Genomic DNA, 15,570 nt, shown 5'->3' on the forward strand with positions numbered 1-15,570 from the left:
GCGTGCTTCCAACGGTACTCCTGGCGTCTGTGCTTGCGATCGTGAGCGTGGGATGCGACAGTGCGCCCGGCAAGCCAAAGCCGGGCCTTGCGGAGGAGTCGATCCGTCCCGATCAAGTGGCGGACCTCAACACGCTTTATAGCCAGAACTGTGCGGCTTGTCATGGAGAACATGGCACCAATGGCGCAGCGATTTCGCTCGCCAACCCGGTCTATCTCGCCTTTGCCAGAGCGGACAATCTGCAGCGCATCATTTCGAATGGAGTGCCGGGTACGATGATGCCGGGCTTTGCAAAATCGGCTGGTGGCATGCTGACCGACCAGCAGATCTCAATTCTCACGCAGGGCATGATCCAGACATGGGGGAAGCCGTCTTCATTCAATGGGCAAGAGCTTCCAAAATACCTAAGCAGCCTGACCGCCAATCCGGTGCGAGGACAAGCGGTGTTCGGTGCTTCCTGTGCAAGCTGCCACGGCGCAGATGCCACGGGCTCTGCGAGTAAAGAAAAGCTGGGCTCGCTTGTCGACCCCGCTTATCTGTCATTGATCAGCGATCAGGGACTGCGAACGTTCATCGTCGCCGGCAAGCCGGAGCAGGGGATGCCGGATTATCGCTCCCATTCTGGACACGCTTTGACTGACCAGGAGATCACCGACATCGTTGCGTGGCTAGCCAGCCATAGAGCCGCGACCCCAGGTCAGATCTATCAGCAACACCCTTAGCCGCTAGTAGAGGACACGCATGACTGAGCTTTTGAAGCATCCTGGAGAATCAGGCGACATCGGGCAGACGCCTACAGAAAAGGCAGCAGCGCATTCACGGCGAACATTTCTGTTCAAGATCGCAGTCCTGTTGAACGCTGCAGTTGGAGCTGTGCTCGCGGTGCCAATCGCCGGCTATCTCCTAGGGCCCGCTATGAAAAAAGATTCAGATACCGGTTCCTGGATCTCTCTTGGGTTAGCGGATGAGTTCCCCGTAGGTGAAACCAGGCTCGTTGATTTCAAGAGCCCGGTGGCAAGCCTTGGTGACGGAGAGACAGCGAAAGTAGCGTGCTGGGTACGTCGAATTTCGAAGCAGCAATTTCAGGTTTTCGCCGTCAATTGCGCGCATCTCGGCTGCCCGGTGCGCTGGTTCGCACAATCGAAGCTTTTCATGTGCCCTTGTCACGGCGGCGCCTACTACGAAGACGGCTCCAGAGCGTCTGGTCCACCGGAGCGGGGACTTTTCGAATACAAGTACAAATTCAGCGGCAACACACTCTCGATCCACGCCGGCGATATGCCGACGTTGGCCACACAGGCCTCATGCTCCGATAAATCCAAACGCTTGATCAACATCGAGCCAATGGTAAACGGCACAGATGCCGCGCTCTCAGAGACGAGGTCCGATCCATGGCAGGGATGAAGGAGCGCGCCACGCAGGAAGGCTTGAAGGTATTTCGCTGGCTCGAACATCGCCTTGGGCTGATCAAGCCTGCCATCGATGCGGCATCGCATCCAACACCGGCCAACAACGCAAGCTGGATGTATGTCTTCGGCAGCGCGGCGACCGTGCTGCTCATCCTGCAGGTCGTAACGGGAATTCTGCTGGCACTTGTATACAGCCCTTCCACGAACGAAGCGTGGGCCAGTCTCAACTTGCTCAACCACAACATCCCTTTGGGCTGGTATCTGCGGGCGATGCATGGATGGGGTTCTGACTTCATGATCGCGATCGTGCTCATTCACATGGTGCAGGTCTTCCTTTTCGGAGCCTACAAATTCCCTCGAGAACTGACGTGGATGGTCGGCGTCATCCTGCTGCTGCTGACTTTGGGCATGGCCTTTACCGGTCAGGTCATGCGCTTTGACCAGGATGCTTATTGGGGTCTTGGCATCGGCGCTTCGATTGCGAGCCGCGTGCCTGTCATCGGAGGTCTACTGGTGCACCTGATTCTCGGTGGGCCGATCATCGGGGCTCCCACGCTCTCTCGCTTTTTCACGTTGCATGTCTTTGTCATCCCGGGCATTCTGCTGGCCAGCGTAGGCGTGCATGTCTTTATGGTGCTCAAGCATGGGGTAAGCGACTGGCCGATGCCCGGGCGCATCGTGAGCAAAGCAACGTACGAGCGCGAATATCATGAGTTGACGGAGAAGACTGGAATTCCATTTGTTCCGGACGCGGCCTGGAAAGACGCTGTCTTTGCCGCGGCTATTCTCTTTTCGGTAATGGCGGTCGCCTTTTTCTTTGGACCGTTCGGGCCTGGAGGCCAGCCAGATCCCACAATCATCCAGACGGCACCGAAGCCGGATTTTCCGTTCCTATGGATCTATGCGGTGCTCGCGTTCCTGCCGCCATCGATCGAGACGCCGGTAATGCTGGTGGTGCCCGTACTTGGCATTGCGTTCTTACTCCTGCTACCGCTCTTTGCAGCCGAGGGTGAGCGTCATTGGGCGCGTCGTCCGGTGGCGGTTCTCATGGTTTCGGTGATCGCGGTATCCCTTGGCATCTTTACGCATCTTGGCACCTATACACCCTGGAGTCCGGTCATGCAGGCCTGGTCACAGGACTCGGTGCCAGTTGAATACCTGCACGATCGATCTCCTCTGGAACGACAAGGTGCCATGGTGCTGCAAGGCAAGCAATGCCGTAACTGCCATTCGCTGGCTGGAGTTGGAGGGCAACGCGGGCCCGCACTCGACTCGATCGCCACTCGCATGACAGAGGATCAGATTATTCGCCAGGTGCTGCAAGGCGGAGGGAATATGCCGGCCTACGGTAATGCGCTCAACCCTTCCGAAACCAAGGCTCTCGTGGCATTTTTGACTACTCTCCGAGGCCATAGTCTTGCTCCGGCGGTAGATGCCTCGCGCTCCCTCAGCGAATCGAAGGCGCCTGCTCAGCCGTATCTAAGCAAATCGAAGCCATAGCCATGCATGATGCGGTGCAAGATGTCTTCACGGACTGGTCTCTCCCGGTCTGGTTTACCGGTTCTATCCTGCTGACGGCAGCCGTTTATCTGCGCGGCTGGCTGGCGATTCGTAAGACGCGCCGAGAACAGTTTAACGATGTCCGCCTCGCATCTTTTCTTACGGGACTGGCGGTTTTGTGGATCGCCATCGGCTCTCCGATGGACGGTTTTGCCGATGCACTGCTCAGCGCGCACATGGTCGAGCATTTGCTGCTTATGTCTGTCGTGCCGCCCTTGCTGCTCTATGGATTGCCGGTCGTACCACTCCTGCGCGGTTTACCTAGGATCGTGACCGCAATCGTGCTAGGCCCGCTTATCCGAAATCCAGCACTGAGAACATTTGCTCACTGGCTGGCAAAGCCTGTCGTTGCATGGATTGCCATGAATGCGACGTTCCTCGCATGGCATGTGCCGAGTGCTTACGACTTTGCTTTGGAGCATGAGGGCTGGCATGCGGTAGAGCATCTCTGCTTTCTGGTTTCGTCGCTCTTGTTCTGGTGGTGCATTATGCGCCCGTGGCCGGCTCGGACGCAGCATAGAAACTGGGGAATCCTGCTGTATCTGGTAGCCGCGGATATTGTGAACACCTTGCTCTCGGCATTCCTCGCCTTCTGTGGCCGCCCTGTCTATACCTTCTACGTCACCAATCCCAATCCATTCCACGTGTCGCCGGTCGATGATCAGGTGCTCGGCGCGGCCATCATGTGGGTCTTTGGATCGATCATCTTTCTGGTGCCGGCCATGCTTATCACCCTCCAATTGGCAGGGATGCAGACCGGCAGACAAAGATCAATGCGCTAGTTGTTCTTAGAGACTCCCGGCATTCTGTAACATGCCACCATCGATGAAGTGTGTACTGCCTGTAATGTACGAGGCAACGTCTGAAGCGAGGTAGACGGCAAGTTCCGCGACTTCTTCGGGCTTGCCCCATCGCTTTAACGGAATTCCCGCGAGGATCTGATCGTTTAGCTTTGGATCGTCCTCGACATCTTTGTCGATAGGGGTGTAAATCGCGCCGGGACCGATATTGTTGACGGTGATTTGATGCGGAGCCAACTCGACGGCGATCGTCCGCATGAGCATGCGGATACCGCCTTTGGTTGCACAGTAGGGAGCATTGGTCAGCAAAGGCAGGTCTTCATGAATCGATGAGATGTTGATGATGCGTCCGCCGCCGCCCTGGGCAATCATCTGGCGGGCAGCCGCCTGAGAGCATAAGAATGTACCAGTCAGATTGACTGCAATAATCTTTTGCCACTCCTCAAAAGGGTAGTCAACAAAGGCGAACTTCTTTTCAATGCCGGCGTTGTTGACGAAGATATCGATCCGGCCAAACGCAGCAATCGTCTGCTCTATCAGGTTGTTCACTTGATCAGGGTCGGATACATCCGCCTCAACTCCCAGGCATTTGCCGTTGAGCGCGCTGATCTTGTCGAGAGTATCCTGAGCTACTGACGGTAGGCCGACGTAGTCGACGACCACGGACGCGCCTTCGTTCGCAAAGGCGATCGCAATCGCCTGTCCAATACCCGTTCCCGCTCCCGTCACCACCGCTACCTTCCCCTGCAAACGCATGTTGCACCTCGCAGAAATGCTACCCGATGGAGCACCTGCCTTTAGCACCAAACTGAGCAAAATTGCTGATTTGCACCGGAATGTAGAGCGATATCAGTCAGTCAGATACTTTTGCAAGCAGTACACTGCCGTGACAGGGGGCGGAATGCAGGGTATTGCGGGCTCAGAAGCGTTTGGCAAGCCGGGAATTGAACCACGTTGGACTCACAGCAACAAAGATGGTGTCGGCACGGCCTACTCGGCCTCAAGTCATCTCTGGTTCACCATCTGGAACGGTATCGTTACTGAGGTCTACTCTCCAACGGTGGATCGACCGCAGTTGCGAGACCTACAGTATTTGGTGAGCGATGGCAGCACTTTTTTTCATGAAGAAAAGCGCGACCTCACTCTTGCCGTTGAGCGAATCTCCGACCACGCTCTCGGTTATCGCTGCACCAACAAAGATCCCGGCGGTCGCTACACCATCACCAAGGATGTGATCGGCGACCCTCATCTTCCCTGCCTTTTGCAGCGAACGCGACTGACTGGCAAGAATAAGGCTTTCCTTCAGAGTCTCAAACTCTTTGCGCTGTGCGCTCCGCATCTCGAAATAGGCGGAGCCGGCAATAACGCTTACATTGCGGTTGCCAATGGACAGCGTATTCTCATGACGCAGAAAGGCAGCCGCTGGATGGCGATGGGCGCGAACGTTCCTTTTCTGCGTCTCTCCTGCGGATATGTCGGCGCCAGCGACGGCTGGACTGATCTGCAGGATTTCACGATGGATTGGCAATTCGATAAGGCAACTGACGGCAACGTTGCGCTGACTGGTGAACTTGATTGGAGCAGGTCAAAGGAGTTCACTCTCGGCGTCGCTTTTGGGCAATAGTGAACATCGGGCAGTATCGAATTTATTGCAGTCACTCGGCACGCCGTTTGACGAGCACCTGGCACGCTATCAGAATCAGTGGGACACGACGTCTGCACATCTCAGACCTCTCGCCAGCGCCTCTTGTGACAAGGGCAATCTGTATAACAGCAGCTACAGTCTTTTGCTAGCGCACGAAGACAAGTCGTTCGGAGGTGCTCTGATCGCTTCTTTAGCCATCCCGTGGGGCGAGGCCAAGGGCGATAACGATCAGGGTGGCTACCATCTGGTCTGGACGCGCGACATGGTCAACAGCGCGACCGCATTGCTCGCGGCTGGAGACATGGCGACGCCGTTACGCGCGCTGATCTATCTAGCCGTCGCGCAGCATCCCGACGGAGGATTTGCACAGAATTTCTGGGTGAACGGCGATGCTTATTGGAGCGGCATTCAGCTTGACGAGACTGCTTTTCCCATCATGCTCGCGTGGCGTATTCACTGTGACAAGGGACTTGCTGCATTCAATCCGATTAACCTTGTTCGCAACGGCGCCGCTTTTCTCATTCGCAACGGTCCGGTGACGCAGCAGGAGCGATGGGAGGAAGCATCCGGCTACTCACCGTCTACGCTCGCCTCAAACATCGCGGCCCTCATTTGTGCGGCTGTCCTTTTGCGAAAAAACGGCGACGAGGAAGGAGCTACCTTCGTTGAAGAGTACGCCGACTATCTTGAACGAAATATCGAAGACTGGACGCTCACCACTACCGGTTCTTTGGTCGACGGCATCAGTACGTATTACATGCGCATATTACCAGAACAAGTCGGCCAGCAAAATCCTGCGGAAGATAAGGAAAGCCGGATCCTGCATATCGCGAATCACGCTCCTGGAGAAGAGAGCGACTTTCCGGCGCGCAACGTTGTCGACGGCGGCTTTCTCGAATTGGTTCGCTACGGCATCCGCAGCCCTGACGACCCGAACATTCTCTCGACCATCAAGGTCATAGACGCCATTCTCAAGACCGATACGCCGTATGGTCCAGCATGGCACCGTTATAACCACGATGGATATGGGCAGGGTCGTGACGGAGCGCCGTTTACGCAGTTTGGAGTCGGGCGCATTTGGCCCCTGCTGACAGGGGAGCGAGGCCACTACGAGTTGGCCGCGGGCAATAGCACCAAGGAGCATATCCGCACGATGGAAGGTCTCGCGAGCAAGACAGGCCTTTTGCCAGAACAGTCATGGGACGAAGCTGATCGACCGGAGATCTTTCAGTGGCTCGGCAGACCTACGGGTTCTGCAATGCCGCTTATGTGGGCTCACGCCGAGTACATCAAGCTGCTAAGGTCTACCGCGGACGGCAAGGTTTACGACACCATCCCCGAGGTCGCAAAACGATATCTTGGCAAACGTAAAGAGCGAACTCAGATTTCGGTCTGGAAGTTTCACCGGCAGGCTCGTTTCATGCGGACCGGTGAAGTGCTCCGTGTGCAGGCAGGCGCTGAATTCACTCTTCATTGGTCGACGGATAACTGGAAAACTTGGAACGATACCAAATCCACCAGAAATTCACTTGAGATCGATTACGTCGATCTCAAGCAAGCGGCTTCCAATACGGGAACAACGATTGAATTTACCTTCTACTGGACAACAGTCAATGATTGGGAAGGGCGCGATTACCAGATTCAAGTGCAGTAGTATCTCGAGGATCTAAGGCGATGCCGATTACGGTCTATGCACAACCACTCCAGAGCCGAAGCAGGAATGGCGGGTCCAGTCTTTATGCTTAGAAGCCATTGGCCGCTCTACTTCTATGAGGCCGCGGAACTAGCGATCTTTATGATCTCGGCATGTTTCTTCACGGTATGGCTTTTCGATCCTGCTTACCCGGTACCCCATATAATTCCGAGCAGCGCTCTACGCAGAATGCTAATGGGAATTGCCATGGGTATAACTGCAGTGTTGATCATTCACTCACCTATGGGTAAACGGTCAGGTGCGCACTTCAATCCATCGATTACATTCACATACTTTCGTCTCGGCAAAATAGGCCGATGGGATACTCTCTTCTATATTTTGTTTCAGTTCATAGGCGGTGTCTTTGGCGTGGGCGTCTCGGCCTTGTGTCTTGGGAACACACTCGCCGATCCGACTGTGGATTACGCTGTGACCGTTCCTGGAGGATATGGAACCGCGGGTGCATTTGGAGCTGAGTTCTTTATGGCTGCGCTGCTGATGGGTGTGGTGCTTTGGGCGTCGAATCGTCCGCAGAATGCCTCCTACACCAGTTATATGGTCGGCTTCCTGATTATGTGCTACATTCTGCTCTTTGCTCCTGTATCCGGCTTCAGTATCAACCCTGCGCGAACTACCGGGTCGGCCGTCTTTGCGCATGTCTGGACCGCCATCTGGCTTTATTTTGTAGCTCCAATCGCGGGCATGATGCTTGCTGCCGAGGTCCATCTTCGCGTGTATGGCAGCAATAGGATTCTTTGCGCCAAGTTGCACCCTGACCCTGATTATCCATGCCCCTTCTACTGCCAATTTCCTGATCACCGTCACTTGAATTCGCACAAACCATCCATCGCAAGCTAACCGATCTTCAGAAAGGAGTTGCGTGCAGGAAGGGCGATCGATTTTGAAACGAGCCAGCTCCACCTGCAATGCACATCCCACATATGTCCGATCAAACGAATCCCTACGACGCAATCATCATCGGCACTGGCGCTGGTGGCGGTACGCTTGCACTGCACTTAGCCCAAGCCGGCAAGAAGATTCTTATTCTCGAACGCGGTCCCTTCATGCCACAGGAAAAGTTGAACTGGGATACTTCCGCGGTCTTCCTCGACAATCGGTATCACACCAAGGAAACCTGGATCGATAAAGACGGCAAAGACTTACATCCTCAGCAGGCTTATTTCGTCGGCGGACAGACGAAGGTCTATGGAGCAGCGATGTTCCGCATGCGGGCTGAGGACTTTGGCGTTATCCACCATAAGGGTGGCATCTCGCCGGCATGGCCTATCAGCTACGCCGATATGGAACCGTACTATACCCGCGCTGAAGAACTCTTCCACGTCCACGGAGACCTCGGTACGGCGCCCTTGCGCTCCGGAGGCTATGGCTCCTCTTTTGATCCCACTGAGCCATTCCATTCCAAGCGATATCCTTATCCTGCTTTTTCCAATGAGCCGCACATGCAGTCGATCGAAGACGATGTGCGCAAGCTGGGCGTCAATACCTTTCCCATCCCATTGGGTCTCAAGCTGAACGAAACCGATCCGTTCGCGTCCAAATGCGTTCGGTGCGATACCTGCGACGGTTATCCATGCCTGATTCATGCCAAGTCCGACGCGGACATCAATTGCATTCGCCAGATCATGCACTTGCCGAACGTCACCTTGATGACCAATTCACGAGTAACACGCCTCATCACGAATAGCAGCGGGACTGCTGTCGAGGCCGTCGAGGTCGTGCACGCGGGTAGAGCGCATCAGAACGACGATACGGCGCAAGATGCATCCAAGCATGGGTACGCCGCAACTTATACCGCTGGATTTTTTGCGGTGTGTGCCGGTGCCATCAACTCTGCAGTGATCCTTCTCGCTTCCGCAAACGATAGGCATCCGAACGGCCTTGCCAACCGCTCCGATCAAGTCGGTCGCAACTTCATGTATCACCAGGCTGATGCGCTGCTTGCGCTGAGCACGGAGCGCAATGAAGACAGCTACACCAAAACATGGGGCACCAATGATTTCTATCTCAAAGACACCGACCCGGATTATCCGTTTCCGCTAGGGCAGGTACAGCCCGTGGGTAGCTTCCACTTTGAGATGATGAAGGGCGATGCGCCCCCTCTTACGCCGGGCTTTGCTCTCGAAGGGATGAAGCATCACGCGGTTCCGTGGTGGCTTACGACTGAAGACCTCCCAGATCCTGAGAATCGCGTGACCTTGCACAACACTACACCGCTTTCCTCGAACAACCGGCAACCTGGGCAAGCTGGAGCGCACCCCGCCGGTGACACTGGCCACACGAACGAAACCTCTTTCGTAACCGATGCGGCTCCTGGGCGTATTCAGCTTTCGTACACGCCAAACAATGTGGAGTCATTCAACAGGCTCAAAGATCGCTGGGTAGATGTATTGAAACGGGCGGGACGGGCCAGCACTTCGATCCCCTTTCACGCGTACTTCAAGAAACGCATCCCACTTGAGGGAGTGGGTCACCAGAACGGTACCTGTCGCATGGGCACAGATCCGATGACGAGTGTGCTCGACGTCTATTGCAAAGCACATGACCTCGACAATGTATACGTCGTAGATGCTTCCTGCTTTGTATCTGCCAGCGCAGTTAATCCGTCGCTTACGATCATCGCAAACGCAATAAGAATTGCGGATCACCTGCTTGCTGAACGCCTCAACTGATAATCCATCATGTATGCTCCGCCACTTGAAGGCATAAGGACTCAAACAGCAGCACAAATTGAGTTGTCTATGCATTCTGGTTCATACCGTCTCAGGAACTCTTTTGAAAATGCTGTTGCTGAGGGGGTGACCCCGCCAATCCGCTGCTTTACGTTTTCGGACCGTTCCTTCGTTTCGTCGTCGTCGCCGCGTTGCGCAGATGACCTTCGGTTCAGGCGTGTGGCTGGTGATCCTAACCGTTGCCGTTGTGTCATTCACGTACACGAAGGTAACTCATTGGCTCACGGACGGCGTTGGCGGAAGCGGGCTTAAGGAGGGGGAGTTTCGCGCTTAAGTGACGAAGGTTAGTTCTATAACCACTTTTTTCGAACACACGCTATGCCAGCTTTTCATCTGCCGTGCACTTCATGCAAACCGTTCGTTCACCTGCGGGTTTCATTTGAACCGATCGCTGAACGAATGGTCGATTGGAAGCCGGACCACGTACAAGAGTAGTTTGCTCCGCTGCAGCCGGGGACGAAGACAGCTACCCTCTCTGGAGGATTTGCCAATGTTAGAGGACTCAAGTTGCGCATCTCATCGAGCGTCTGTGCTTCGTACGATGTGCGAACGGAATAGTCGCCTGTGCCACGACGCTGCCACAGTTCGAATATGATCGCTCCACCGGGTGGAGTATCATCGCGACGTCCGTCGATAAGCCAGGACAAATCGAGAGCCCCACTGATATTTGTTAGGTTTGTATCGTGTCCCACCAGAATGAGTACACGATCGGTCGGCTTGCTTAAAGCACCGGAGATTGCGTTTTGCGTGACAGCCTGTTGCAGAGATTCGAGGACACGAGACAGCAACGTCGAAGACTGAAGACGGGCCAGGTAGGAGGTCCGCCGTTCCAGGTCAGAACTTGCCGTATGAAGTTGGAGCAGGTCGCGTAATTTCTGTAGATCGACCTTGCCCCATCCCACGACAGGCATGCCTTCGGTGTATTCCAAAAGCAGGTTCTCAGAGATTGTTGCAGCGGTCCCCAGAGGGCTCCGCAGATCGACCAGATGATCTCCCTTGCCGGGAGCGAGCGACGAAGGAATATCGAACAAAGATTGTCGTTGCGAGTTGGCCGCACTCCCCGGCGCTGCGGTTGCGAGCACATCTTCCAGCTCTCGCAATTGTGGCTTGTACGCCTCGACGAGACCGGCAGGATTGTTGCCGATGCGACCGGCAATTGCGGCGGTAGCTACATCTTTGTCCCCGTGGACAGTACCCGCTGCAAGCGGATGGAAGAGTGGATCGGATGTTCCTTCCGCAAGCGCATGAACCTCCATCGAACATCCCGGCGTGAGGCCTGCTCCGAGAGCCTTGCCGGTTTCGCGCGTTCTCTGGTCAGAATCAGCAAAGATAGCAATGTGGCTCGCATCGTCACAGCCGTGCGCTGAGATCAAACCTTGCGATGACCATCGCTGCCGGTCATAGGCTCCGAACAAGGTCATCAGTTTTGCGCCGTGCTCGGTCAGGTAGCCTGGGGCAACAGACCAGGCTGGCCAGGGTTGGGCAGAATACTGATTCAACTGGTCGATCTTTCCAGTGGGTGAGCGGACGCCATGACGGGCCACCACTACTACGAATCGCAGATCTTGTGCCTGACTTGAAGCGAGACTTGAAGCGGGCGCGCCAGCGGGCAAAGCTTGAGCAAAAGCATATGATGTTGAGATCGTAAACAGTACCGCAACGGATAAGGTTTTCCAGACTGACGGCTTCAATTAGCACCCTTCGCGATAGCAGTCGAGTAAACGCGAATCTCAGCTGGATGGCCGTTTCCTCCGGGGATTCCGACATAGAGTGCAGACTGTGAAGGCACAAACAACGCCGTCTTTGCGCCCGGCTCGGTATGGATCACGCCGTCTGCTTGCAGTGTCTTTTTCGCGTCAACGCGATAGATATCAACCTCGCCCGCTCCGCAGATCACATACACGCGCTGCTGTGCCGCGTCGTAAAAGAGATCGTCTGCCCCGGCTCCAGTAGGCTGTCGCGACAATTCCGCACCCGTGCTGCCGTCTAATGCAATTACGCTTGCCGGCTTGCGAGATGCTATGTAGAGAACCTTTTTTTCTCCGTCATACGCCATTGGAACGTTGTCGGATGCGTTGGTCAACTTCCAATGAGCGGTCATAGCTTCGGTCGATCCGTTTATGACTGCAACCTCGCTCGCCTCCGCAATATTTGCGAAGACTCGATTTCCAGCCACATCGATGTCGAGTGCTTCTGGATGGCTTGCGACAGTGAGATTTGTCTTGAGCTTGAATGCGGCTGTATCGACGACAGCGATGCGCGCTGGGTTGGCTGCATTACTGCCACCGTGGCCAACATAGAGCAGACCTGATGCTTCGCTGTAAACCATGTCATCCACATCGTCTGACAGCTTCAACGTACCAGCAAGCTTGAGCGGCGCTCCCTGATACCAATGCAATTCGGCCATCGCTCCATCCGCGACATACAGGCTGTGAGTCTTGCTGATCCAGACCAGCCCATGCGGCTTCCCCAGGCCTGAAATACTTTGTTCTACTTTGCCAGTCGATACGTTAATGACCTCAACAGAGTGATTGCCCGTTGCGGCCGCGAAAAGGCGGTTGCTCTCTAGGTCGATTGCAAAGTGATCAAACTTTCCTTCAACACCAGGAAGAGAAATGGTGGATGTCTTCGCAGGCAGGGGAGCGGGCTGAGCTGCGCTGAGCAGATTTGCGCATAAGAGAAAGGAAGCGATAGTCCCGTAAATTTTCATGAACACCTTTTCCGAGATAGTAGCTGGCCTTTGCATCGACCTGTGTGTGCGCGTAGAAGTAGTTGTCACCGAACGGCCCTTTGACTCCAAAGTCGACTGCTCCGGGACCGGAGTCCTGGTATTGGTAAGCGTAGATATTGGCTCCGTTATTCGATATGCCAAAGGTCACGAGAGCCCGCTTCGTGGCAAAGGCAGGTCCTATGTTCCAACTGATTGGAGCCTGACCAACGAGGGCGGGATTATCGGAGCGGCCCGCCAGGTGGTAGTTGCGTGACCCTGTGTAGGTTAAGTTGGCGTTGATGCGTGCTCCGCTCAATATGCCAGGCAGAAAATTCAGATGCTGCTGATAGGCGAACTCTAAGCCCTGTACCCAGGCATGATCGCCATTGACCTGCTGGAATACAAGGTCGCCAGCATAGGCCTGTGAGAGTGTCGATCCAGTAGCAGGGATAATGGATTGTTGCCCATAGATGGGTCGGGTTATCTGCTTGAAGAAGTAGCCGGCCTCAATCATGCCGATGGAGGGTAAATACCGTTCATAAAGAACGTCGTAATCATTCGCATGTTCCGCGACCAGGGCTGGATTGCCAATATTGATTGTGTATGGATTGGTCGACTGGTCTTCAGTAATGTACGGCACGAGTTGATATGGATCCGGGCGCGAGATGCCACGGCCATATACTGCTCGGATATCCGAGTTATTGTCTACCTTGTAGCGAAGCTGAACGCTCGGCAAAGGGTTGATATAGGATCCGCTGCCTTTCTGAGGCGTGGTCGAAACGTAGTTGCCATCGGCATCGTTCACCACAAGGTATCCGGTATTCGATGTGTTAGTTGCCTCGATGCGAAGGCCAGTCTGCAAGTGGAAGCGACCGAACTGAATCGTGTTCATGATGTATCCCGCAGACACTCTCTCCTGCAGGTTGTAATTGGCTGCGTCTGACTGTAGATGGGTGGTGCCTTCATCCAGAGTGAAGTTGCCTGGAGTATTCGCCAGGTCACTGGTGATGGCCTCAAAGCTCGTGATCGGACCCAACCGGTAGCTGCCACCGTAGAAATGATTGTTGGTAAAAGAGCCAAGGTAGTTGGACATCAATGTTCCTGCGTTGGAGTCATATTCCGGAGAATATGCATCCTGTCCCTTGTGCTCATTGCGAAATTGTCCGCCAAACTCGATCGTTGAGAAATGGGATCCAAGGTGGTAGTTGATGCCCATCGCCGCACTGGCCTGAAGATTGAGTTGCGTTGCTTGGCCGAATGTCAGATCTACGGTATCCAGTTTGTATTGTGTTGGATCGAAGATCGGATTTCCGGCCACATCGCATGTGTATTGAGGGCGATATTGGCTCGGGCCCGGCGTGTACTCGCAATCATTGCCAACGGTGCCGTGTTTTGAAACTTTGAACTCAGCTCCCGGATTTCCTGCCGCACCTCCGAAACGCGAGTGAGCAACAGCGACCTGATATCGCAAGAAGGACCTGCTGAATACCTGATTGCCGCCAATCGCCAGGTCGGCAACCTGAAGATCTGGTCGGCGAACGCTTGTTTTGTACTTGGGATGATCTTCAACAGCTAGTTGATATGCATACTTCTGGCCGAAGTCGCGGAAGTTGGAAAATGGCCCATGCACATACAGATCGGAGTTCTCGTTCAGTTTGTAGTCGATTGCGCCGGCAGTGCCGTAGCGCGTCCTGTCGTACAGGTATTGCTGAACATTCATGCTGTCGAAAGACAAAGCGCCATTAGGTCCATCAAGATTCGGCGTAGGTTCCACGTCATCGATGCCGCGGCCGTTGTAGTCATAGCTGTAGCCCAGCATAAGTCCGAAGCGCTTGCTACCTTCCAGAGTTGGACCAAACCGAAAACCGGCGGAAGAATTAATATGGAAGGCCTTGCGTCCATTGTCGATGGGCGTATAACCGTCCATGCCTTCGAGCATCAATGTGGGCCTGTCGGAGGTTGCTTGCTTGATACGCAGATCAACAGAACCGCCGATCGCATCCCCATCCTGATTGGCGGATAACGTCTTGTTGATCGCGACGGAGCCTACGAGATCTGCTGGGATGGTATCCAGATCGACTTGCCGGACCTGCGGGTCGGGCCCTGGAACGATCACTCCATCGATCGTCGTATTGCTAAGCCTTGGTTCTGTGCCGCGGATCTGAACGTATTGACCCTCGCCCTCATTGCGCTGCAACGTTACGCCCGGCATGCGCCCCAGAGCATCGGCGATATTTGCATTTGGGAGGCTGGCAATCTGCGCTTCCGTTTGCACGTTCAGAATGTTTTCTGAAACGCGTTGCTCATTGATGGATGCCGCGTCCCCCGTTTCGATCGCACTGACAACCACCTGCTGGTCAGCGGAACCGAGAGAGAGTGTTTCTTCCAGATTCGTCGCCTGCCCGGCGACCACTACGATCGTCTTCACCAACGTGGTGAAGCCAACGTAAGAGATGTGAATGGTGTAGCTTCCAGCCGCCACATTGGGAATCAGGAAGTTGCCCTGTGTGTCTGAGGATACGGTTCTTGCCGTCGGCTCCAGCTCGATTCGAGCCCCGGAGAGCACCGCGCCGGCGGGGTCCTTGATGTTTCCAGCCAAGGAACCGCTGGTAGCGGTGACTCCCTTATCGGCCGTGGTCGCTGTGCTGGTTTCCACGGATGCATTCAGCACCAGAGGACATAGGATGAAGGCAGATAAAAAGAAAAGGCGGGCCAGAACCTTAAGCATGAGTCTCCTCTAAGAGTGAGCGCCCTGCGCATAGCTGCACTTCAGCACAAGATCGAGGGCGTCGAATACAGCTAGCCTGAGCCAATTTGTTCAAGCGATGTTTACGCGCGTGTGAATAATTTCTAAGGTGGCCGCACAGGCCAGGGACCGATACCGAAAGCCGCCAACCGCCTCGAGCCTTCGTTCAAGCTCGTTCACAGCGTGTTAATAATTCAATAAATTTCTTCTAAGGTTACGTGCTCGTCGCTCCAATCCATGTGGCCTTGTGCTGAGAT

Annotated in this window: 12 protein-coding genes; 8 read left to right on the forward strand and 4 right to left on the reverse strand. The window is 54.8% G+C overall.

The window, feature by feature from the left end; genetic code table 11:
• Positions 1-2 precede the first annotated feature (2 nt).
• Genes AC5S27_RS07575 through AC5S27_RS07590 form a run of 4 tightly spaced genes read left to right on the forward strand, consistent with a single transcriptional unit; the run spans position 3 to position 3,751 of the window.
• Complete coding sequence (locus tag AC5S27_RS07575) at positions 3-722, forward strand: c-type cytochrome (protein WP_493933952.1); 720 nt, start codon at positions 3-5, stop codon at positions 720-722.
• Positions 723-741: 19 nt separating this feature from the next.
• Complete coding sequence (locus AC5S27_RS07580) at positions 742-1,404, forward strand: QcrA and Rieske domain-containing protein (protein ID WP_493933953.1); 663 nt, start codon at positions 742-744, stop codon at positions 1,402-1,404.
• Positions 1,392-2,909: a cytochrome b N-terminal domain-containing protein gene (locus AC5S27_RS07585; protein WP_493933954.1), complete on the forward strand. Its 1,518-nt coding sequence runs from the start codon at positions 1,392-1,394 to the stop codon at positions 2,907-2,909. Before AC5S27_RS07580 ends, AC5S27_RS07585 begins: the two co-directional genes overlap by 13 nt.
• Before the next feature lie 2 nt (positions 2,910-2,911).
• Entirely contained in the window at positions 2,912-3,751 is an 840-nt protein-coding gene (locus AC5S27_RS07590) for a cytochrome c oxidase assembly protein (RefSeq protein ID WP_493933955.1), read from the forward strand.
• Between the two features lie 6 nt (positions 3,752-3,757).
• Here AC5S27_RS07590 and AC5S27_RS07595 read toward each other — a convergent pair whose 3' ends face one another.
• Positions 3,758-4,525, reverse strand: coding sequence for an SDR family oxidoreductase (locus AC5S27_RS07595; RefSeq protein WP_493933956.1), 768 nt, complete (start codon positions 4,523-4,525; stop codon positions 3,758-3,760).
• A gap of 145 nt (positions 4,526-4,670) precedes the next feature.
• On the opposite strand from AC5S27_RS07595, the gene AC5S27_RS07600 reads away from it, so the two are divergent.
• The 4 genes from AC5S27_RS07600 (at position 4,671) to AC5S27_RS07615 (ending at position 9,797) form a co-directional block, all read left to right on the forward strand.
• A complete protein-coding gene (locus tag AC5S27_RS07600) occupies positions 4,671-5,393 on the forward strand; it encodes a hypothetical protein (protein ID WP_493933957.1) in 723 nt (240 codons plus the stop codon).
• Positions 5,383-7,068, forward strand: coding sequence for a glycoside hydrolase family 15 protein (locus tag AC5S27_RS07605; RefSeq protein WP_493933958.1), 1,686 nt, complete (start codon positions 5,383-5,385; stop codon positions 7,066-7,068). The genes AC5S27_RS07600 and AC5S27_RS07605 overlap by 11 nt, the downstream gene beginning before the upstream one ends.
• Positions 7,069-7,302: 234 nt before the next feature.
• Entirely contained in the window at positions 7,303-7,965 is a 663-nt protein-coding gene (locus AC5S27_RS07610; RefSeq protein ID WP_493937285.1) for an MIP/aquaporin family protein, read from the forward strand.
• Positions 7,966-8,048: 83 nt separating this feature from the next.
• Positions 8,049-9,797 carry a GMC oxidoreductase gene (locus AC5S27_RS07615; RefSeq protein ID WP_493933959.1) on the forward strand — a complete coding sequence of 583 codons (1,749 nt, stop codon included), beginning with the start codon at positions 8,049-8,051 and terminating at the stop codon, positions 9,795-9,797.
• Positions 9,798-10,219: 422 nt separating this feature from the next.
• On the opposite strand, the gene AC5S27_RS07620 is transcribed toward AC5S27_RS07615, so the two are convergent.
• The 3 genes from AC5S27_RS07620 to AC5S27_RS07630 all read right to left on the reverse strand — a co-directional run bounded on the left by AC5S27_RS07620 (position 10,220) and on the right by AC5S27_RS07630 (position 15,295).
• Positions 10,220-11,548, reverse strand: a complete 1,329-nt coding sequence (locus tag AC5S27_RS07620) for a histidine-type phosphatase (protein WP_493933960.1) — start codon at positions 11,546-11,548, stop codon at positions 10,220-10,222.
• On the reverse strand, positions 11,545-12,264 hold the full coding sequence (locus AC5S27_RS07625) for a YncE family protein (protein WP_493933961.1): 720 nt from the start codon (positions 12,262-12,264) through the stop codon (positions 11,545-11,547). The genes AC5S27_RS07620 and AC5S27_RS07625 overlap by 4 nt, the downstream gene beginning before the upstream one ends.
• Positions 12,265-12,454: 190 nt before the next feature.
• A complete protein-coding gene (locus tag AC5S27_RS07630) occupies positions 12,455-15,295 on the reverse strand; it encodes a TonB-dependent receptor (RefSeq protein ID WP_493933962.1) in 2,841 nt (946 codons plus the stop codon).
• Between the last annotated feature and the right edge of the window lie 275 nt (positions 15,296-15,570).

Source organism: Acidicapsa borealis, assembly GCF_059115245.1.

Excerpts from the sequence above, each read along its gene's own strand:
- AC5S27_RS07580 (WP_493933953.1), top strand. The coding sequence starts at position 742 with ATGACTGAGCTTTTGAAGCATCCTGGAGAATCAGGCGACATCGGGCAG.
- AC5S27_RS07585 (WP_493933954.1), top strand. The coding sequence starts at position 1,392 with ATGGCAGGGATGAAGGAGCGCGCCACGCAGGAAGGCTTGAAGGTATTT.
- AC5S27_RS07590 (WP_493933955.1), top strand. The coding sequence starts at position 2,912 with ATGCATGATGCGGTGCAAGATGTCTTCACGGACTGGTCTCTCCCGGTC.
- AC5S27_RS07595 (WP_493933956.1), bottom strand. The coding sequence starts at position 4,525 with ATGCGTTTGCAGGGGAAGGTAGCGGTGGTGACGGGAGCGGGAACGGGT.
- AC5S27_RS07600 (WP_493933957.1), top strand. The coding sequence starts at position 4,671 with ATGCAGGGTATTGCGGGCTCAGAAGCGTTTGGCAAGCCGGGAATTGAA.
- AC5S27_RS07610 (WP_493937285.1), top strand. The coding sequence starts at position 7,303 with ATGGGAATTGCCATGGGTATAACTGCAGTGTTGATCATTCACTCACCT.
- AC5S27_RS07615 (WP_493933959.1), top strand. The coding sequence starts at position 8,049 with ATGTCCGATCAAACGAATCCCTACGACGCAATCATCATCGGCACTGGC.
- AC5S27_RS07625 (WP_493933961.1), bottom strand. The coding sequence starts at position 12,264 with ATGGCCGAATTGCATTGGTATCAGGGAGCGCCGCTCAAGCTTGCTGGT.
- AC5S27_RS07630 (WP_493933962.1), bottom strand. The coding sequence starts at position 15,295 with ATGCTTAAGGTTCTGGCCCGCCTTTTCTTTTTATCTGCCTTCATCCTA.